This window comes from Acinetobacter lwoffii, assembly GCF_024129685.1.
GTDB classification, from domain to species: Bacteria; Pseudomonadota; Gammaproteobacteria; order Pseudomonadales; family Moraxellaceae; genus Acinetobacter; species Acinetobacter lwoffii_X.
Genome location: NZ_JAMXXL010000014.1, coordinates 33235 through 53973, shown reverse-complemented (window position 1 = coordinate 53973; position 20739 = coordinate 33235). Strand labels below are relative to the sequence as shown.

Here is a 20739-nt window from a genome sequence, read left to right as displayed (position 1 = left end):
TGATTACAATTGATTACTTAAATCAGATTTCCTGCTCCATTTTTTGAATTGAAGAATTAAACCGTGACCGAAGCTCAGCAAAAACAGCCTAAACATGTCATGATGATGGCCGCAGGTACAGGTGGACATGTGTTTCCAGCGTTAGCTGTTGCCAAAGATTTACAACAAAAAGGTATACAGGTTTCATGGTTGGCCACGCCCGTAGGCATGGAAAACCGCCTGTTAAAAAACCAGAATATTCCCATTTATCAGATCGATATTCAAGGTGTGCGTGGCAATGGTTTTGTGCGTAAAGCCTTGGCGCCTTTTAAAATTATGAAAGCCACCTTAAGTGCCATGAAATTCATGAAACAGCTTCAGGTCGATGCCGTGGCAGGCTTTGGTGGTTATGTGGCAGGCCCGGGTGGTTTGGCTGCGCGTATCTTAGGTATTCCGGTGCTGATCCATGAACAGAATGCAGTTGCCGGTTTTACCAATACCCAATTGTCGCGTGTGGCAAAGACGGTGTGCCAGGCTTTTCCAAATACCTTTCCGGCCCAAGATAAAGTCGTGACTACGGGTAATCCGGTACGACAGGAAATTAGCGAAATTTTAAATCCATCCTGGCGTTATCAGGAGCGTGACAAGGCAGGATTGCCCTTACGTATTCTGATCGTTGGTGGGTCTTTGGGGGCGCAAGCCTTAAATGAATGGGTTCCGGAAGCTTTAAAGCAACTCAATGTGCGATTAAGCGTCTATCATCAGTGTGGGCAAAACCATGCCGAGGCGACCCGGGCACGTTATGAAAATGCACCGGCCAGTCTACAAGTTGAAGTACAGCCTTTTATTGAGGATATGGCCAAAGCCTATTCTGATGCCGATCTGGTGATTTGCCGTGCCGGGGCTTTGACCGTCACTGAAATTGCCACTGCCGGGGTGGCTGCGATTTTTGTGCCGCTTCCAAGCGCAGTGGATGATCACCAGACGGCCAATGCCGGTTTCCTGGCCAATATCAATGCGGCAAAGATTTGCCCGCAGGCCACGATGACCCCGGAAAGTTTAACAACATTATTAGAGCCGATGCTGAATCGCCAGCTGTTAATGGAAATGGCCGTGAAAGCACGCCGACAGGCTCAACCCGATGCGACTCAACATGTGGTCCGTTTAATTCAAGAATTGTAATCCGAGTAAACTATGTCTCCAACAACCCCAGCTGAACAAGCGAAAAAGTTAATCAAAGTGCCGGAAATGCGCCGTATCAAACACATTCATTTTGTGGGGATCGGTGGCGCAGGCATGTGTGGTATTGCGGAAGTGCTGAAAAACCAGGGCTATAAAGTTTCCGGTTCAGATATCAAGGCATCCAATACCACCGCACAGCTGGAAGCGAATGGCATTAAAGTCTATATCGGACATACTGCAAATAATATTAAGGGCGCCAACGTGATCGTGGTTTCTACCGCGATTGATAAAGAAAATCCGGAAATTAAAACCGCGATTGAAAACCGTATTCCTGTGGTTCGCCGTGCGGAAATGCTGGGTGAACTGATGCGTTACCGCCATGGTATTGCCGTTGCCGGCACGCATGGCAAGACCACCACCACTAGCCTGATCACCTGTATGCTGGCTGAAGAAAACATGGATCCAACCTATGTGATCGGTGGTTTGCTGAACCGTACCGGTATGAACGCAGCCTTGGGCGCCAGCCGTTATATCGTGGCCGAAGCCGATGAGTCAGATGCTTCTTTCCTGCACCTGGAACCGATGGCTGCCGTGGTGACCAATATTGATGCTGATCATATGGATACCTATGGCGGTAGCTTCGATGTCCTGAAAGATACTTTTATCCAGTTCCTGCAAAAACTGCCATTTTACGGCTTGGCTGTAGTCTGTGGTGATGATGCCAATATCCGTGAAATCATGCCGCGGATTGCACGTCCGTTACTGACTTATGGCTTCAATGAGGACAATGACATCCGCGCAGTAGATGTTGATCAGGATGGCATGCAAACCCACTTTACCGTATTGCGTAAAGAGCGTGAGCCATTGCGTGTAACGGTCAACCAGCCAGGTTTGCATAATGTGCTGAATGCCTTGGCCGCGATTGGTATAGCAACCGATGAAGGTGTGTCTGATGCTTCAATCTGCCGTGCACTGGAAGGTTTCAGTGGTGTGGGTCGTCGCTTTGAGGTTCAGGGTGAGTTTGCGATTGAGGGCGGTGACGTGAAACTGGTGGATGACTATGGTCATCATCCAAAAGAAGTCGAAGCGACGATTAAAGCTGCGCGTCAGAGTCATCCGGACCGTCGTCTGGTAATGATGTTCCAGCCACACCGTTATAGCCGTACCCGTGACTGTTTTGATGATTTTGTGGAAGTGCTTTCTACTGTAGACCAGTTATTGTTGCTGGATGTTTATCCTGCCGGTGAAAAACCGATTGTCGGGGCGGACAGCCGTACTTTGGCCCGCAGCATTCGCTTACGTGGTGAAGTCGAGCCGATTCTGGTTGATGCGACGGACGGCAACCTGAATCAGATCATGAGAAAAGTATTGCAAGCAAATGACTTGTTATTAACCCAGGGCGCAGGTAATGTTGGAGCAATCTCAGTCGAACTTGCACAAAATCACTTATATATAAAATAGTCATCTTGTGTGACTGAATTGAATTGACCAGATTGAAAAAAGTTTAAGGATATAAACGTGTCAAATGCTTCAAAATTCGGAAAAGTTGCCGTGTTGCTTGGTGGTAAATCTGCAGAGCGTGAGGTTTCTCTAGACAGTGGTACGGCGGTACTTGAGGCATTAGTGCGTTCAGGGGTCAATGCGGAAGCGTTTGATCCTCAGGAGCGTAGTGTCACAGAACTGGTAAATTATGATCGTGCTTTTATTGTATTGCATGGACGTGGCGGGGAAGATGGCCAGATCCAGGGCGCACTGGAATGGTTAAACGTGCCGTATACCGGTACCGGTGTACAAGGTTCTGCGATCGGCATGGACAAGGTCAAGACCAAGCAGGTCTGGCAGGGTTCGGAATTGCCGACAGCACCGTATCGCATTGTCACCAAAGACTCTGATGCGAACGACATTGTTAATGCTTTAGGCTTGCCTTTGATTATCAAGCCGGTACATGAAGGTTCCAGTATCGGCATGAGTAAGGTTGAGAAAATTGAAGATTTTGCAGAAGCAATTACCAAGGCAACTGAACATGATGCTGTGGTGATGGCAGAAAAATGGATTACCGGTCGTGAATATACCATTGTGGTTTTAAATGGTCAGGCGCTGCCGGTGATTCGTCTTGAACCGCCTCAAGATGTTGCCTTCTATGACTATGAAGCGAAATATCAGCGTAATGATGTGCAATATGGCATTCCATGTGGTTTAAGCGAAGCTGAAGAGCAACAGTTAAAAGCCTTGAGTTTGCGCGCATTCCAAGCAGTCGGTGCCAGTGGTTGGGGCCGGATTGATGCCATGCAGGATGAACAGGGCAACTTCTGGTTGCTTGAAGTCAATACCGTACCGGGCATGACCAGTCACTCACTGGTGCCAAAAGCGGCAGCTGCAGTCGGATACAGTTTTGATGAGCTGTGTGTCGCGATTCTGGAACAGACCTTGACTGGTTCGGCACACTAAATATGGCTCAACTTCCTGTTTCCATGCGCCGTAAACGTGCTGCGATTACTTCAATTCACGACAAGCCGCCGACACGCAAAGAAAAGCTGACCAATTTTGGTGGCTGGTTATTGTTGTGTATTGCGGTATTGGTGCTGGCCTTTGGAATATTGGGCTTATATAAAGTCATGACCAATAGTGACGTGGCAGAGCTGGGCGTGATAGGTACGCGCTCGGCTGCTGAACAGCGTCAGGTTATGCAATATGTGTCACCGATTGTGACCGAAAACTATTTTACTTCAGATCTGGAAGCGATCCGCGATCGTACTCTGGAATTATCCTGGGTGGATCGGGTCGTGGTGTCCCGAGCCTGGCCAAATGGCATTCGGGTGCGGGTGATGCCGCATCATGCGATTGCGCGTTGGGGGACAGGACGTTTATTGAGTGACAGTGGTGTGATTTTCACGGAAGTCACACCCAAGAATTATCAGGCATTACCGTTACTACATGGGCCGGCGAGCCATGCAGAAACCATGATGCGTCGTTATAATGAAATTAATCAGTTATTTTTACCACAAGGCATTCGTCTAAAAGAATTATATCTCACCGAGCGAATGACCTGGTTTATGCAGTTTGATTCGGGTTTAAGAATAATTGTGGATAAAGATCAGACCATGAGCAAATTACAGCGCCTGAGTCATCTGTCTCAGAGCGATTTAAAGCCCGTCTGGTCTAAAATTTCGGCCATTGATCTGCGTTATCGCAATGGATTGTCGATCCAGTGGAAAAATTCAATTCCGCCTAAAATTGTAAATGGACATTTTATTGTAACCATTGATGACACGGGCGTTGAGAATAATGTAACAGTAAAGCCATAATGACCGGCTTTAAAAAATAGAGGCATTTAAAGCCATAAATCTAACAAACACGTAATGGTAGTAGTGAATAATGAGTGAAGCTGTTCCCTCGGTTGTAGCGATTGACATTGGGACACACAAAGTTTCAGTTTTGATTGGCAAGGTACACGCGCCAGACAATATCCAAGTGATTGGTATGGCAACCGCTCGTAACCGAGGCATGAGTAAAGGGAAAATTGTCAGTCTCGATAAAGTTATTACTGCAATTAAAAATGCCGTTCAAGAAGCAGAAGATATGGCGGAATGTCGTGTACATTCTGCCTGGGTCTCTATTCCAAGTGCCGAATTAAAAAGCTTTTATGCTTCAGGTCGCACCTCGATCGACAATAGCGAACATGCGATTACCACCAGTGAAGTGGTGCGTGCACTGGAATTGGCCAAAGCCAGTCATTTGACTTCAGATCATTATCTGGTCAGTGCTGTGCCTCTAGGTTTTGAGCTGGATGATTCACCGGAATGGGTGCTAAACCCGATTCGTATGTCGGCACATAGCATGACCGGGCATTATCATCTGATGATGCTGCCGATTAGTACCATGCAGAATATTGATCGCGCCCTGAAGGGGGCCAATATCGGCGTAGAAAAAATGGTGGTGTCGAGTCTGGCCACCGCTGAAGCCAGCCTGCTCAAAGACGAAAAAGAATATGGCGTGTGTCTAGTGGATATCGGTGCTGGCACGACCAATGTGGCGGTGTATGTGGATGGCCGTCTGGCCTTAACCCATACCTTCCAGCGTGGCGGTGAACATGTGACCCGTGATATTGCAGCAGTATTGCAAACCACGACCGAAGAAGCTGAACGTCTGAAATTGCTGTATGGCTGTGTCGACCTGAAAGTGGTCAAGCCGGACCATATGATTCAGTTCCAAGGAATTGACGGGCCACAAACCATCAGCCGGATCGAGCTGACTGAAATTATCATGGCACGATATGAAGAAATTCTGGGTCTGGTACGTGATGAGTTAGTGAAAAATGGTGCCATCCAGGGCTTGTATCATGGTGTGGTATTAACCGGTGATGCTAGTCATATCGAAGGCATGGTGAGCTTTGTTCGCCGTACCATGGGAGTCTCGGCGCATTTAGGTAATCCGCCGACGCAGGTGTATGCAGATGAGCAACATCAGGCTGCTTTACGTCGCTCGCAATATAGCACTGTGGCAGGTTTGCTGATGTTTAGCCAGAGTGATACCCAAGATACGATTGTGGAACAGGATGATGTAGAACGGTTGTCCTTGGCTAAACGGGTCAAAAGAGCCTTGTTTGGCTTTAATGACACCTTGAAATCAATCTTTTAAGTCGATTTTTATTGTGATTATTGTTGGGAAGATGTAGTTAATCGGGCTTGTACTTGACAAGTGAACGCATGAGCAGCATTCTTAAAAACAATTTTATTAAGATTAAGGCAGTATACGGGCTTAGTGACTGCCAATTATGAATTAGGAATTTTATAGGTCATGGCCTCATTTGAATTTTTCGAAGACGATCATAGCGATAGCAATGGTCAAGCCCGTTTCACTGTATTTGGTGTAGGTGGTGCGGGTGGTAATGCGGTACAACATATGTTGCAGTCCGATATCCAGGGCGTAAAATTTGTTTGTGCCAATACGGACAAACAGGCATTGGATCGCATGGAAGCCGAATTTAAAATTCAGCTGGGCGAGCAAAGTACCCGTGGTCTGGGTGCAGGTGCAAATCCGCAAGTCGGCCAGACCGCAGCAGAAGAAAGCCGTGAACTGATTCGCCAACAGCTTGAAGGGACCGATATGGTCTTTGTAACTGCGGGTATGGGCGGTGGTACCGGTACCGGTGCAGCGCCAGTGGTTGCTGAAATTGCGAAAGAAATGGGTATTCTGACCGTTGGTGTCGTGACCACGCCATTTAACTTTGAAGGCAAACGCCGTCTACAGTCTGCTGAAAAAGGGATTGAAGCGCTAGAGCAGCATGTAGACTCATTAATCATCATTCCAAACCAGCGTCTATTGAAAGTCTTCCGTGATATTTCAATGAAAGATGCCTATAAAAAAGCGGATGATGTATTGTTGAATGCAGTACGCAGTATTTTTGATTTGGTAGTCCGTCCTGGCCATATCAACCTTGACTTTGCTGACTTAAAAACAGCTATGAGCACTCGTGGTTATGCCATGATGGGTGTCGGTCTGGGTCGTGGTGAGAACCGTGCACGTCAGGCTGCTGAGCAGGCAATCCGTAGTCCATTACTCGACAACGTGACTATCATGAATGCCAAAGGCATTCTGATCAACGTGACTGGTGGCGATGACGTGACTTTCGGTGAAATTGAAGAAATTACTGATGTCGTGAACCAGATTGTCGATTTAGATGAGGGTCAAGTGTTCTACGGTACCGTTTTTGATCCGGATGCGCGTGATGAAATCAGCGTGACTGTGATTGCAACAGGTCTCACCCGTCATGCAGCGGATTCAGTTGAACCGACCAAACGTACTAATGTACAGGCAACTCGTCCAGCAGCAGCTGCACAGGCTGTGGTGGAAGATGATGATGTACCGGCAATTCAGCGTCAGCAGCATGAAACAGGTGCAGCAGCGAATCCAGCGGCGGCTTCAGTTTCTAGCCCGCGCCCAACGCCAATGAGCATTCAGGATTATCTTAAGAATCAACAGCGTAAATAACATGTAACATCATGTGTTTAGCTAGATTAGACAGGAAAGGTGGCTTTTAAGCCACCTTTTTGTTTTTTATCAATAGCCAAATATGCTAACGTATAGCGGTTTTATAGATGAACAGATGATAAAAGCATGTTGAAACAACGTACCCTGAAACGTGTCGTGAAAGCGAGCGGAATCGGTCTTCACAGTGGGCAAAAAGTCATGATTAACTTTGTGCCGCACCATGCCGATGGGGGAATTGTGTTTCGTCGTATTGACCTGAATCCGCCAGTCGACATTCCTGCCGATGCCATGCTGATTCAAGAAGCCTTCATGTGCTCGAACCTGGTTCAGGAAAATGCCAAAGTAGGCACCATTGAACATGTCATGAGTGCGATTGCTGGTCTAGGCATTGATAACCTGATTATTGAAGTGTCGGCCTCTGAAGTCCCGATTATGGATGGCAGTGCAGGTCCGTTTATTTACCTGCTCATGCAGGGCGGTTTGCAAGAGCTGGATGCCGCTAAAAAATTCGTCAAGATTATTAAACCGGTTGAAGCACTCATTGATGACAAACGTGCCATTTTTAGCCCACATGAGGGCTTTCAGCTGAATTTCACCATCGATTTTGATCATCCTGCCTTTAAAAAAGAACATCAGTCCGCCAGTATCGATTTTTCTACTGAAACCTTCGTTTATGAAGTCAGTGAAGCGCGTACCTTTGGGTTTATGAAAGATCTGGATTATCTCAAAGCCAATAATCTGGCGCTGGGTGCCAGCCTGGAAAATGCCATTGGTGTAGATGAAACCGGGGTCGTTAATGAAGAAGGTTTACGTTTCTCGGACGAATTTGTACGTCATAAAATTCTGGATGCCGTGGGTGATTTATACCTGCTCGGGCATCAGATTATTGCCAAATTTGATGGTTATAAATCTGGACATGCCTTGAATAATCAACTTTTACGCAATGTGAAAAGTGATCCAAGCTGCTATGAAATTGTAACATTTGATGACGAAGCCAATTGTCCAATCATGTATGTGAATGTGACATAAGTCATTGTGTTTGTGTCTTTATGTTTTTGTTATTGCTTAATACTGTGATACACATCACATAATGTTTGCTTTTTAATTTATTACATTTGATTGCTATGTTACTTTTTATTGCTTGCCAAACGTAGTAAAGCTTGGCTAAGCTTAGGGTCGCTTATAAAGTCAGCAGCACTACGAAGTAATTCCTGTGTTTCTGCATTTAAGGCTCTTTCAGGTGTTGCTGAAACAGGTGATGTTTGCGAAGGATTCCGCAAGCAAACTTGAAGTTTAGTGAGATCTGTTAATTCATTTATTTGAGAGAGTTGTGAAATGTATTGCTTTTGAAGATAGGCCAATTGACTGATCATGGCCTGGTTTTCACCGGTAATCGTTAACACACCATTTTGATAGCAGACAACTTGCCAGCGTTCCGGTTGGGGCAATAGCGGTTGTACGAGTTTCGTAAGTTTCTGCCAGGCAGCGACTTGTGATGAGAGAAACGAAAAGTTTCCTGTTTTTATCTGTTTTCTTGTTTGTTGAAAAACGTTGACAGGTTCCGACATACATGATTCCTACATATTTATGTCTTAATCTTATGCGCTTCTTTTAGTGGATATCAAGGATAGAGATCTTCAAGGAACTCGATTAAAGCAGTTTAGAGAGGTTTTTTATGCATATGCGACGTATTTTGTTGGCATTTTCTTTATCAGTTTCAGCGGCTTCGGTTGCGTTCGCAGATTTAGTCAATCTAAATCAAGAAAATGGTTCAACAGATCGTATCGAGCAATTGACGCGTACTCTGGCACAGGGTGCATATACTCATCCAGATGATATCGATATTCCAGCACAGACTAAATTGAATGTTCAACTTCGTGAGAAACCAGTTGAACTGAACAATCGAACGCTTGCTCAGAAGTATGCCAATACTTCATCCAATAAAGCGGCAGCAAACAGTGCTTATTCTTGGCTAATTTCTCATCCTTTACCTAATTCTCGCGTAAGTTCAAATTACGGTGGTCGTACCATGAGTGGCCGTGCTGAAAATCATTCAGGCCTTGATCTTGCAGCGCCAAGTGGTACACCAATCTATGCAACAGGTCCAGGAATTGTGACCAAATCAGGTTGGGGCACAGGTTATGGTCAATACGTTGAAATCAATCATGGCAATGGCTATTTAACGCGCTATGCCCATGCTTCACGTCTTATTGCACGTGTGGGAGAGCAGGTGCAAGCAGGTGATCATATTGCCAACGTTGGCTGTACTGGTCGCTGTACCGGTCCACACTTACATTATGAAGTAGTAAAAGACGGTCAACGTAAAAACCCATCTACTTATTTGGCCATGTTACCTTAAGTATAGACCTGAATAACAAGATGCATCTCTATACATAATACATAAAAAATCTCCGATAAGCATTTTAAAGCGTTTAAACTGCAGGCTCTTCAAGTCAACTTGAAGGGCTTTTTGTTTTATCACTTTTAAGTCTCATATTATCACCAACTATTATAATGATTGTATAATAAATCGCCTTTATTGACTATTTTTTGTTATGTAGTGTAATTATACGTCACCCATCATTTAGTTCCTAAATAGTACTGCTAAATCGCATTCAGCTAAGGCCATACCTGCAGAGGTCTTAAATATGGTACATATAAGACATTAGATTAGGCTTTTAGGAACTGTAGATTATGGCGTTTTATGGCGATACAGACGCGCAAGAAACCCAAGAATGGCAAGATGCATTTGACTCTGTTTTGCAGCACATGGGCACTGAGCGTGCAGCATTTTTATTAGAAAAACTTTATCAACGCGCAATTGCAAAGCATGTTCCTATTCAGCGTTTAAATACTCCCTACTTAAATACGATTTCTGTTGAAGAACAACCTGCAATGCCAGGCGATCAGGATATGGAGCGTCGTATTCGCGCGCTGATCCGCTGGAATGCCTTGGCAATGGTATTACGCGCGAATAAAACCGGTGATGATCTCGGTGGTCACTTAGCGAGTTTTGCTTCTTCCGCAACCCTTTATGATGTGGGCTTTAACCACTTCTTCCGTGCCAACAGCGATAGTTTTGGCGGCGACATGATCTATTACCAAGGTCACTGTGCACCGGGTATTTACGCGCGTTCATTTTTAGAAGGCCGTTTGACTGAAGAGCACCTGAATAATTTCCGTCGTGAAGTAGGTGGTAAAGGTTTGCCATCTTATCCGCATCCTTATTTGATGCCGGACTACTGGCAGTTCCCGACCGTATCGATGGGTCTGGGTCCAATCATGTCAATTTATCAGGCACATATTCAAAAGTACCTCATGAACCGTGGCCTGATTAAAGAAGAAGATCGTAAGGTTTGGGCTTATCTGGGTGATGGTGAGATGGACGAGCCGGAAAGCTTGGGTGCAATTTCTCTGGCAGGTCGCGAAAAGCTCGACAACCTGATTTGGGTAGTGAACTGTAACTTGCAACGTCTGGATGGTCCGGTACGTGGTAATGGCAAGATCATTCAGGAACTTGAGTCATTATTCCGCGGCGCAGGCTGGCGTGTGATTAAAGTTGTGTGGGGCCGTCATTGGGATCCACTACTGGATAAAGATAAATCCGGTGCACTGAAAGCAGTGATGGAAGAAGCAGTTGATGGCGATTTCCAGCGTTACCAGGTAAAAGGTGGTGCTTACGCGCGTGAAAAGTTCTTCGGCAAATATCCAGAAGCAGCTGAGTTGGTTAAAGACTTAAGCGACGAAGATATTGATAATCTGAACCGCGGTGGTCACGACCCGTACAAAGTCTTTGCTGCTTATGCCGAAGCATGTACGGCCAAAGGTCAGCCGACCGTGATTCTGGCAAAAACCGTGAAAGGTTATGGTTTGTCGGAAGAAATCGAAGCAGTCAACAAAACTCATCAAATCAAGAAGATGCAAATCAATTCCTTGAAATATGTGCGTGATCGTTTCAACCTTCCTTTCACCGACGAACAGCTTGAAGAAGTACCGTTCTACCGTCCAAGCGAAAATTCCCCTGAATTGAAATATATGAAGGCACGTCGTGAAGCGCTAGGTGGTTACCTGCCTGCACGTCGTAAGGAAAGCGAACAGCTAGCGATTCCTGGACTTTCAGTATTTGATTCGGTCTTGGCCGGTTCAAATGGTAAAGAACAATCGACCACGATGGTGATGGTGCGTTTAATCTCTGCACTTCTTAAAGAGAAAGCGATTAAAGACCGTGTTGTGCCAATCGTGCCTGATGAAGCCCGTACTTTCGGTCTGGAAGGGATGTTCCGTCAGCTCGGTATTTATGCCGCGCATGGCCAGAAATATACCCCGGAAGACCAAGAACAGCTGATGCATTACCGTGAAGCCAAAGACGGTCACATGTTGCAGGAAGGGATTAACGAAGCCGGTGCGATGAGTGCATGGGCAGCATTGGCGACCAGTTATTCAACCAATAACCTGCCAATGATTCCGATGTACATGTACTACTCGATGTTTGGTTTCCAGCGTATCGGTGATATTGCATGGGCAGCCGGCGATGCACAGGCACAAGGTTTCTTGCTGGGTGCAACCGCAGGTCGTACTACACTGAACGGTGAAGGCTTGCAGCATCAGGATGGTCATTCACACATCTTGGCCAATACCATTCCAAACTGTGTCTCTTATGACCCATGTTTCGGTTATGAATTGGCAGTGATCGTGCATGACGGTTTACAGCGTATGTATGTGAACCAGGAACGTGTGTTCTATTACCTGACCGTGATGAACGAAAACTACGAGCATCCGGAAATGCCAAAAGGTGTTGAAGAAGGCATTAAGCGTGGTATGTACTTACTGGAAGAAGATGAAAAAGCCACTGTTCAGTTACTGGGCTCAGGTGTAATCCTGCGTGAAGTGATCAAGGCGGCGAAGATTCTGCGTGAAGAATATCAAATTCATTCAAATGTCTACAGCGTGACCAGCTTCAATGAACTGGCACGTGACGGTATGGCATGTGAAGAATACAACCGCTTGCATCCGCTGGCTGAAGACGTAAAAGAAGCATGGGTATCGAAACAGCTTCGCGGTACTGAAGGTATCGTCGTGTCTGCAACCGATCATATGCGTGCTTATAGCGAACAGATTCGTGCTTATCTTCCAGATGGCCGTCCATTCGTAGCATTGGGTACTGACGGTTATGGCCGTTCAGATACACGTGCCAACTTGCGTAGTTACTTCGGTGTTGATGCTGCCCATATTGTAGTAGCAACCCTGAAAAAACTGGCAGATGAAGGTGAAGTTGATGCGCGTCTGGTAAAAGATGCGATCTCGACTTTCGAGCTTGATACAGATCGTCCAGTGGCTTGGACACCTCAAGAAACCCCATCTGTACATGCTGTTGCTGACTACAAAGAGGAGAACTAAGCATGCAAATTACGACTCCTGATATTGGTGTAGATAAGGCAACAGTGGCCGAAATTCTGGTCAAAGTGGGTGATACGATCGCGATCGATGACAGCATTGTGTTACTTGAATCTGATAAAGCCTCTGTTGAAGTGCCTAGCACTTCAGCAGGCGTGGTAAAAAGCATTCTGGTGAGTCAGGGTGATGAAGTCGCTGAAGGCGCAGTACTGATTGAGCTACAAGCTGAAGACGGTAGCGCTGATGTGGTCGAGCCACAGCAAGCAGATGCCTCACAAAAAACCTCAGAAAATACTCCGACTTCATTACTGGATCAGGAAATCATGCAGGAACTGGCTTCACATCAGCCTAAAGCTTCTGCTGCTCCTGAGGCTCAAACAAGCTTACAAGTGGTTGATGTGCAAATCCCCGATATTGGCGTAGAAAAAGCCACTGTCGGTGAAATCTTGGTTTCTGTCGGTGATGAAATCGAGGTAGATCAAAGTATCGTAGTGGTGGAATCAGACAAGGCGACTGTTGAAGTGCCAAGTACGGTTTCAGGTACGGTGGAATCCATCCAGATTAAAGAAGGCGACACGATCAAAGAAGGTGTGGTCATTCTGAAAGTGAAAACGGCTGTTTCGGCAGCGTCAGCACAGACAGAAGCATCTCAAGCACCAGTTGCTCAAGCGGCCACCCAAGAGAAAGCAGTTGAAGCACCACAAACGCCAGCAGCACCTGCAGGTGATGTTGAAATTGCTGTGCCTGACTTGGGTGTAGACAAGGCGGCTGTGGCGGAAATTCTGGTTCAGGTCGGTGATACGGTTGAAAAAGATCAGAGCATCATCGTGGTAGAATCAGATAAAGCCACTGTTGAAGTGCCAAGCACTACAGCTGGCGTGATTAAAGCCATTCATGTTGAGCTGGGTCAAAATGTCTCTCAAGGCATTGCACTGGTGACAATTGAAGCTGAAGCGCAAGCAGCTGCTGCACCTGTCGTAGCCAAAGCAGAAGCACCGAAAGCAGCAGAAGCACCAAAAGCAGCCCCGGCACCTGCTGCATCTTCTACTCAAACAGTCACGACGTCGGATAATGCTGACAAGCTGACCAAAGAGCAGAATGCCGCTAATTCTAAAGTTTATGCCGGTCCTGCAGTGCGTAAACTGGCACGTGAACTGGGCGTTGTGCTGGCAGATGTCAAAGCATCTGGCCCACATGCGCGCGTCATGAAAGAAGACCTGAAAGCGTATGTCAAAACGCGTCTTACTACGCCACAGGCGGCTCCTGTAGCCGCTGCTGCTCAAGTCGCAGGTCTGCCAAAACTGCCAGACTTTAGCGCTTTTGGTGGTGTGGAAGAGAAAGCCTTGACGCGTTTGCAACAAGTGTCTATTCCACAGTTGTCGCTGAATAATTTCATTCCGCAAGTGACCCAGTTTGATGCAGCAGATATTACTGAACTCGAAGCATGGCGTAATGAACTGAAAGGCAACTTCAAGAAAGAAGGCCTGAGCCTGACCATTATGGCATTCATCATCAAAGCAGTTGCGCACTTGTTAAAAGAAGAGCGTGAATTTGCTGGTCACTTGGCCGATGATGGTAAGTCAGTCTTGCTACGTAACGAGATCCATATGGGTATCGCGGTCGCAACGCCAGATGGTTTGACCGTGCCTGTACTGCGTCATCCCGATCAGAAGTCCATTAAACAGATTGCCACTGAGCTGGGAACCCTGGGTCAAAAAGCGCGTGACAAGAAATTGTCACCGAAAGACCTGCAAGGTGCGAACTTTACCATCACCAGCCTGGGCTCAATTGGTGGTACAGCATTTACGCCATTGGTGAACTGGCCGCAAGTGGCGATTCTGGGTATTTCTCCTGCCACCATGCAACCAGTATGGAATGGTGAAGGCTTTGATCCACGCTTGATGCTGCCGCTTTCATTGTCCTACGATCACCGTGTGATCAATGGTGCAGATGCTGCTCGTTTCACCAACAAGCTGACCAAGCTGCTCAAAGATATCCGTACTTTATTGATCTAAAAAATCATGTATATGCCCTTTATTCTCTCTCTGGGAGAAATATAAAGAGGGTGTAAAGAGAAAACCCTGCTTCGGCAGGGTTTTTTGCTGCTGCATTGAAAAATAATCTATTTGATTCTATACTTGGCGCACTTCATTGGGGAGTAGCCGCCTTTTGCGCAAAGCAGAAGGGTGATGGTCAACATATTTGCTCAACCGAGCATGGTCATCATAGCAAAGAACCAAGTCAGCTTTTCCAAGCTTTCTTTTGTTGGCAAGACCTTTGATTTACCACTCTGCAGATTTTGGCTAGCAGGAGCGGTGAGTCATTGGTATTGGATGCTAGCCAGAGAAAAACCTCATGTATGAATTCCTACTGTCGACTGCAATCGTAGCGCTGGCTGAAATGGGTGATAAGACCCAACTGCTGGCATTGCTGCTTGCCGCACGTTTTCGCAAACCTGTTCCTATTTTAGTTGCCATTTTATTGGCGACGCTGATTAACCACGGCCTTTCTGCAGTATTGGGACAATGGGTAACCACAGTGATTGGGCCGGAAGTACTGCTGTGGATCGTTTCGATTGGCTTTATCGCGATGGCAGTCTGGATGCTGATTCCGGATGAACTGGGTGATGAAAATGCCAGTATCAATAAATGGCAAAAATTCGGGGTATTTGGTGCAACCTTCATTTTGTTTTTTCTGGCAGAAATTGGTGACAAAACCCAGATTGCCACAGTGGCACTGGCGGCACGTTTCGACAGCGTCTTCTGGGTGATGTTGGGTACTACGCTAGGCATGATGCTGGCCAATGCGCCTGCGGTATTTTTGGGTGATAAACTGGCGAACAAACTACCGATCAGCCTGATCCATAAAATTGGCGCGGCCATTTTCCTGGTCATAGGTGTCGCGACCCTGGTTCAATATTATTTCTTTTAAATTATAAAATAACAAATTGCATGAATCCTGAGCTAAAAACTCAGGATTTTTTATGCCTAAATCCTCTGAAAAGCTTGATAAAGCTCGTGATATGGTCGGTTTTATGGATTGTAAATTCTATTAAATCCTTATATGTTGTATGGGTATAAAACAGCAGTTTTAACTATAAATTGGGGAATTTACATGGTTTTTGAGCGCACCACATCGCAAGTCCTGTTTGATAATGGGACACATAAATGCATTAGTTTTACCAGTCTGGTCAAAGGTGAAGGCGTTCAGGCAAACCAGTTTTTGATTATTGATCATGAGCGCGCAGCGGTACTCGATCCGGGTGGTGATTTAACCTATGTGCCGCTGACCATGGAACTGAATAAATACACCCGCTTGACCCATCTGGACTATGTCATGGCTTCACATCAAGACCCGGACATTATCACTTCCATGCCGCGCTGGCTGGTATATACCGATGCCAAAGTGGTGGCATCCAAGCTGTGGGCACGTTTCTTGCCGCACTTAAACTCGGCCTTTATGAGCGACCGGATGAAAGGCAACTGGCTGGACCGTCTGGTGGAGCTTCCGGATCATGGTCAAATCATTCCACTGGGCCAATCTCATATTGTGGCGGTACCGGCGCATTTTCTGCATTCGGTAGGGAATTTCCAGTTTTATGATCCGATTGCCAAAATTTTATTTTCAGGTGATATGGGTGCGTCCATGGTTGAAGATGCCGCCAAGCCACTGGAAAACTTTGCCGCGCATATCCCAAAAATGAAAAGCTTCCATCAACGCTATATGTGCAATAACAAGGTGATTCGTCTCTGGGTGAAAATGGTACGCAGCATGGAAATCGAGATGATTGTGCCGCAGCATGGCACACCATTTATCGGCAAAGAGCAGATTACCCAGTTTCTGGACTGGATTGAAACGCTGGAATGCGGCACTGACCTGATGGATGAAACGGTTTTTACCTGTCCTGAATAGTTCACACAAAAAATAATTTTTTTCTTGTGTGGAAAAACAACATTTTTTATATTTCTTCTCCAAAAAACTTTTTTTTGATAATGAGAACTTATAAGAAATGTTGTCTCAAGTTCCAAAACCGGATGCGTGTTTAAGCTGCGGGGCGTGCTGCGCCTATTTCAGGGTTTCGTTTTATTGGGCTGAAGGAATTCATATGCCTGAGCACTATACCGAACCTGTGACAGCAGTCTATTCATGTATGGCTGGAACCAATCAAAAAAATCCACGCTGTATTGCACTTGATGGCACCATCGGCCAGCAGGTCAGCTGTGGTATGTATGAGCAGCGCAGTTCATCCTGCAAAGAAGTGCAGATTGCCGATGAGCAATGCAATAAGGCACGTATTGCACACAATATGTTGCCCTTTGTCCAGATTGAAACTGATGAAGCCGACAATGATGACAGTTTTGAATATGTCAGCTAAATCCATCCAAAGCAGAGCTTAGGCTCTGCTTTTCACTTCATTAAAATGATCGGGGTATATTTTAAAATAGGGAACTTCATGATCGGACGTATTATTGATACTGTTTTAGCACCCACATAGATCTGCGTGTACGAAGCTTGAATAAAAAAATAATTTTGCAATTGCAATGAAATTTAAGCCGATATTTGTTTATAATAGTGCACGGAAATTACCAGTGAGACTGTTATGTTGACCATCGTTCAAGACGCGTTAACCTTCGATGATGTCCTATTACTCCCTGCCTATTCTACTGTTCTTCCAAAAGATGTCTCCCTAAAGACACGTTTAACTCGTGGCATTAACCTGAATATTCCTCTTGTGTCTGCAGCAATGGATACGGTGACTGAGTCCCGTATGGCAATTGCAATGGCGCAAAATGGTGGTATCGGTATTTTGCACAAGAACATGGATATCGCGGTTCAGGCTGCAGAAGTGCGCCGTGTGAAAAAATTCGAAGCGGGTATGGTCAAAGACCCGATTACAGTCACTCCTGAAACCACAGTACGTGAACTGATTGCGTTGACTCAAGCCAACAATATCAGTGGTGTACCCGTTGTGAAAGATGGCAAAGTGGTGGGTATCGTGACCGGTCGTGATACACGCTTTGAAACCAATCTTGAGCAGCCAGTCAGCAATATCATGACTGGTCAGGATCGCCTGGTGACAGTTCGTGAAGGCGAATCGAAAGAAAATATCCAAGCTTTATTGCAACAGCACCGTATTGAAAAAGTATTGGTGGTCAACGATCAGCAAGAGCTGAAAGGCTTAATTACGGTAACCGATTTCCGTAAAGCTGAATTGTATCCAAATAGCTGTAAAGATGACCTGGGTCGTCTGCGTGTTGGTGCTGCTGTCGGTACTGGTGCAGAAACGCCAAGCCGCGTAGAAGCCTTGGTTGATGCAGGTGTGGACGTGATTGTAGTCGATACTGCACATGGCCATTCTGCAGGTGTGATCGAGCGTGTACGTTGGGTTAAGGCCAATTATCCACAAGTTCAGGTGATTGGCGGTAACATCGCGACAGGTGATGCTGCGCTGGCGTTACTTGATGCAGGTGCGGATGCCGTTAAAGTTGGTATTGGTCCTGGTTCAATCTGTACCACGCGTATTGTGGCGGGTATTGGTATGCCACAGATCTCTGCGATTGATTCTGTTGCCAATGCGCTGAAAGATCAGATTCCTTTGATCGCAGATGGCGGTATTCGTTTCTCTGGCGATATGGCCAAAGCGATTGGTGCGGGCGCAAGCACGATTATGGTTGGTTCATTGATGGCCGGTACTGAAGAAGCACCAGGCGAAGTTGAATTCTTCCAGGGCCGTTACTACAAGGCTTATCGCGGTATGGGTTCATTGGGTGCGATGGCTGGCGCAACAGGTTCTGCTGACCGTTACTTCCAGGACTCTAAGGCCGGTGCCGAGAAGCTGGTTCCTGAAGGTATTGAAGGTCGTGTACCGTACAAAGGCCCAATGGGTAATATCGTACATCAGATGATGGGCGGCCTACGTTCTTCAATGGGTTATACCGGTTCTGCGACGATTGAAGACCTGCGTCAGAATGCCAAGTTTGTGAAAATCACTTCTGCCGGTATGTCTGAGTCGCATGTACATGATGTGACCATTACCAAAGAAGCACCAAACTATCGCGTAGGTTAATTTCCTGTGATTTAAAATTTTAAAAAGCCGTCATGCAAATGACGGCTTTTTTATTTTGGTGTAAAGTGTGACTCAAGGAAAAAAATGGGTGATATCAATCATCCGCTAAGAAGTGAGATAAAGATGAGTTATTTTGGTACGGATGGTATTCGTGGAAAGTTTGGCGAATTGCCGATTACCCCTGAGTTTGCCCTGAAACTGGGATTTGCGGCTGGTAAAGTTTTAAAACGTCATAGTAAAAAATCCAAACCATTGGTGGTTCTGGGTAAAGATACCCGTTTGTCTGGTTATATCCTGGAAGCTGCCTTACAGGCAGGTTTAAATGCCGCTGGCGTTTATGTTCATCTTTTAGGTCCACTACCGACTCCAGCCATTGCTCATCTGACCCGTGCTTTGCATGCCAGCTTGGGTATTGTCATTTCCGCTTCGCATAACCCGTATTTTGACAACGGCATTAAGTTCTTCTCTGCGGAAGGCAAAAAACTGCCAGATGCCTTGCAAGACGAAATTAATCAGGAACTTGAAAAAGATTTTGTGATTGAAGATACGGCGAATCTGGGTAAAAGTATCCGGGTTAAAGATGCTAATGGTCGCTATATTGAATTCTGTAAATCGACGTTCCCGTATCATCTGGATCTGAATGAACTCACCATTGTGGTGGATTGTGCCAATGGTGCAGCCTATAACGTGGGACCTGCAGTGTTCCGTGAACTGGGCGCACGTGTAATTGCGATTCACAATGAGCCGAGCGGTTTAAATATTAATGAGGGCTGTGGTTCAACGCATCCGGAAAGCTTGCAACAAGCCGTGATTCAACATCAAGCGGATTTGGGTATTGCCTTTGATGGGGATGCTGACCGTGTGGTTCTCGTAGATAAAGCCGGTAATCTGATTGATGGCGACCATATTCTTTATATTCTTGCGACTCAAAGCTCGAAAAAACCTGCAGGTATTGTGGGTACCTTAATGAGCAATATGGCATTGGAACTGGCGCTGGAAAAAGCACAAGTGCCGTTATTACGTGCCAAAGTCGGCGACCGTTATGTATTGCAGGGCCTGGAAGAAAATGGTTGGACCATTGGTGGTGAGCCTTCAGGTCATATTCTGACTTTGGACAAGAGCACCACAGGCGATGCGATTATTGCCGCCTTGCAGGTATTAACGGTGATGGTTGAACAGAAAAAAGCCCTGCATGAACTTGTGGCTGACTTTAAACTGTTGCCAAATGTCCTGGTCAATGTACGTTTAAATGCCATGTTTGATCCTTATTCAGTGCCTGCACTGGCAGCTGAATTTGAAAAAGCCGAACAGCAGCTTAAAGGCCGTGGCCGTTTATTGATTCGTAAATCCGGCACAGAACCTGTCATTCGTGTGATGGTCGAAGGCGATGATCTGGCTGAAGTCACCACACTTGCAAACAGCCTGGCAGATGCTGTGCGTGCCAATGCAGCTTAACGGGAACATAGATAATGAGTGATCTGATCAAGGATCTGAGTGAACTACGCCTGAATTATGAAAAAGGCGAGTTACAGGAACAGCAAGTCAATCCGAATCCGCATATGCAGTTCTTGCAATGGTTTAACCATGCACTGGAAGCAAAATTGCACGAGCCCTATGCCATGTCGTTGGCAACAGCCAATGCACAAGGCCGTCCGCATGTGCGTACGGTATTGCTGCGTGGAGCGACTGACGCAGGGTATGATTTTTATACCAACTATGATAGTCAAAAAGGTCTGGATCTGGCTAAAAATCCTTATGCCGAACTGTTGTTCTACTGGCAGGATCAGGAACGTCAGATTCGTATTTCGGGTCGTGTAAAGAAAATATCGGAAGAAGAATCGACCGACTATTATCATAAACGTCCACGCGAAAGCCAGATTGCCGCGCATATCAGTACCCCGCAAAGTGGCATCGTGGCTAGTCGTGAGGAATTGCAGCAACGTTTTTGGGATTTGCATACCCAGGTTGCCAATCAGCAACAGCTGGACAAGCCGGTATTCTGGGGTGGTTATCGTCTCGAACCCGATTATTATGAATTCTGGCAGGGTCGTCCGAACCGTTTGCATGACCGTTTAAGTTATCGCCAAACCGATGCCGGCTGGACTTTAGAGCGCTTAATGCCATAA

Annotated in this window: 17 protein-coding genes and 1 riboswitch; of the genes, 16 read left to right on the top strand and 1 reads right to left on the bottom strand. The window is 46.2% G+C overall.

The window, feature by feature from the left end:
• Positions 1-63 precede the first annotated feature (63 nt).
• The 7 genes from murG to lpxC all read left to right on the top strand — a co-directional run bounded on the left by murG (position 64) and on the right by lpxC (position 8181).
• Complete coding sequence (gene murG / locus NI464_RS08570) at positions 64-1161, top strand: undecaprenyldiphospho-muramoylpentapeptide beta-N-acetylglucosaminyltransferase (protein WP_253138167.1); 1098 nt, start codon at positions 64-66, stop codon at positions 1159-1161.
• Positions 1162-1173: 12 nt separating this feature from the next.
• Complete coding sequence (gene murC / locus NI464_RS08565; RefSeq protein ID WP_004647236.1) at positions 1174-2622, top strand: UDP-N-acetylmuramate--L-alanine ligase; 1449 nt, start codon at positions 1174-1176, stop codon at positions 2620-2622.
• Between the two features lie 57 nt (positions 2623-2679).
• The gene (locus tag NI464_RS08560; RefSeq protein ID WP_004647237.1) at positions 2680-3609 is read left to right on the top strand and encodes a D-alanine--D-alanine ligase; all 930 of its coding nucleotides are present in this window, start codon (positions 2680-2682) and stop codon (positions 3607-3609) included.
• Positions 3610-3611: 2 nt separating this feature from the next.
• On the top strand, positions 3612-4466 hold the full coding sequence (locus NI464_RS08555; RefSeq protein ID WP_253138166.1) for a cell division protein FtsQ/DivIB: 855 nt from the start codon (positions 3612-3614) through the stop codon (positions 4464-4466).
• 70 nt (positions 4467-4536) lie between these two features.
• Positions 4537-5799 carry a cell division protein FtsA gene (gene ftsA, locus NI464_RS08550; protein WP_004647239.1) on the top strand — a complete coding sequence of 421 codons (1263 nt, stop codon included), beginning with the start codon at positions 4537-4539 and terminating at the stop codon, positions 5797-5799.
• A gap of 159 nt (positions 5800-5958) precedes the next feature.
• Positions 5959-7152 carry a cell division protein FtsZ gene (gene ftsZ / locus NI464_RS08545; protein ID WP_004647240.1) on the top strand — a complete coding sequence of 398 codons (1194 nt, stop codon included), beginning with the start codon at positions 5959-5961 and terminating at the stop codon, positions 7150-7152.
• Positions 7153-7278: 126 nt separating this feature from the next.
• Positions 7279-8181 carry a UDP-3-O-acyl-N-acetylglucosamine deacetylase gene (gene lpxC / locus NI464_RS08540; protein WP_004647241.1) on the top strand — a complete coding sequence of 301 codons (903 nt, stop codon included), beginning with the start codon at positions 7279-7281 and terminating at the stop codon, positions 8179-8181.
• 98 nt (positions 8182-8279) lie between these two features.
• Here the strand turns inward: lpxC and NI464_RS08535 are convergent, their stop codons facing one another.
• Positions 8280-8720: a DciA family protein gene (locus NI464_RS08535; RefSeq protein ID WP_004647242.1), complete on the bottom strand. Its 441-nt coding sequence runs from the start codon at positions 8718-8720 to the stop codon at positions 8280-8282.
• Positions 8721-8827: 107 nt separating this feature from the next.
• Between NI464_RS08535 and NI464_RS08530 the strand changes: the two genes are divergently transcribed.
• The 9 genes from NI464_RS08530 to pdxH all read left to right on the top strand — a co-directional run bounded on the left by NI464_RS08530 (position 8828) and on the right by pdxH (position 20739).
• Entirely contained in the window at positions 8828-9511 is a 684-nt protein-coding gene (locus NI464_RS08530; protein WP_004281322.1) for a M23 family metallopeptidase, read from the top strand.
• A gap of 335 nt (positions 9512-9846) precedes the next feature.
• On the top strand, positions 9847-12549 hold the full coding sequence (aceE, locus tag NI464_RS08525) for a pyruvate dehydrogenase (acetyl-transferring), homodimeric type (RefSeq protein WP_005261554.1): 2703 nt from the start codon (positions 9847-9849) through the stop codon (positions 12547-12549).
• A 2-nt stretch (positions 12550-12551) separates the two neighbouring features.
• Positions 12552-14561, top strand: a complete 2010-nt coding sequence (locus NI464_RS08520; protein WP_005261555.1) for a 2-oxo acid dehydrogenase subunit E2 — start codon at positions 12552-12554, stop codon at positions 14559-14561.
• A 126-nt stretch (positions 14562-14687) separates the two neighbouring features.
• A riboswitch (yybP-ykoY riboswitch) is annotated at positions 14688-14829 on the top strand.
• A gap of 72 nt (positions 14830-14901) precedes the next feature.
• Positions 14902-15477: a TMEM165/GDT1 family protein gene (locus tag NI464_RS08515; RefSeq protein ID WP_004281327.1), complete on the top strand. Its 576-nt coding sequence runs from the start codon at positions 14902-14904 to the stop codon at positions 15475-15477.
• A gap of 183 nt (positions 15478-15660) precedes the next feature.
• On the top strand, positions 15661-16458 hold the full coding sequence (locus NI464_RS08510) for an oxygen-binding di-iron domain-containing protein (RefSeq protein ID WP_005250340.1): 798 nt from the start codon (positions 15661-15663) through the stop codon (positions 16456-16458).
• A gap of 97 nt (positions 16459-16555) precedes the next feature.
• Positions 16556-16921, top strand: coding sequence for a YkgJ family cysteine cluster protein (locus NI464_RS08505; RefSeq protein ID WP_080591854.1), 366 nt, complete (start codon positions 16556-16558; stop codon positions 16919-16921).
• 225 nt (positions 16922-17146) lie between these two features.
• On the top strand, positions 17147-18613 hold the full coding sequence (gene guaB / locus NI464_RS08500) for an IMP dehydrogenase (protein ID WP_004281332.1): 1467 nt from the start codon (positions 17147-17149) through the stop codon (positions 18611-18613).
• 123 nt (positions 18614-18736) lie between these two features.
• The gene (gene glmM, locus NI464_RS08495; RefSeq protein ID WP_034439062.1) at positions 18737-20068 is read left to right on the top strand and encodes a phosphoglucosamine mutase; all 1332 of its coding nucleotides are present in this window, start codon (positions 18737-18739) and stop codon (positions 20066-20068) included.
• A gap of 14 nt (positions 20069-20082) precedes the next feature.
• The gene (gene pdxH / locus NI464_RS08490) at positions 20083-20739 is read left to right on the top strand and encodes a pyridoxamine 5'-phosphate oxidase (protein ID WP_005245734.1); all 657 of its coding nucleotides are present in this window, start codon (positions 20083-20085) and stop codon (positions 20737-20739) included.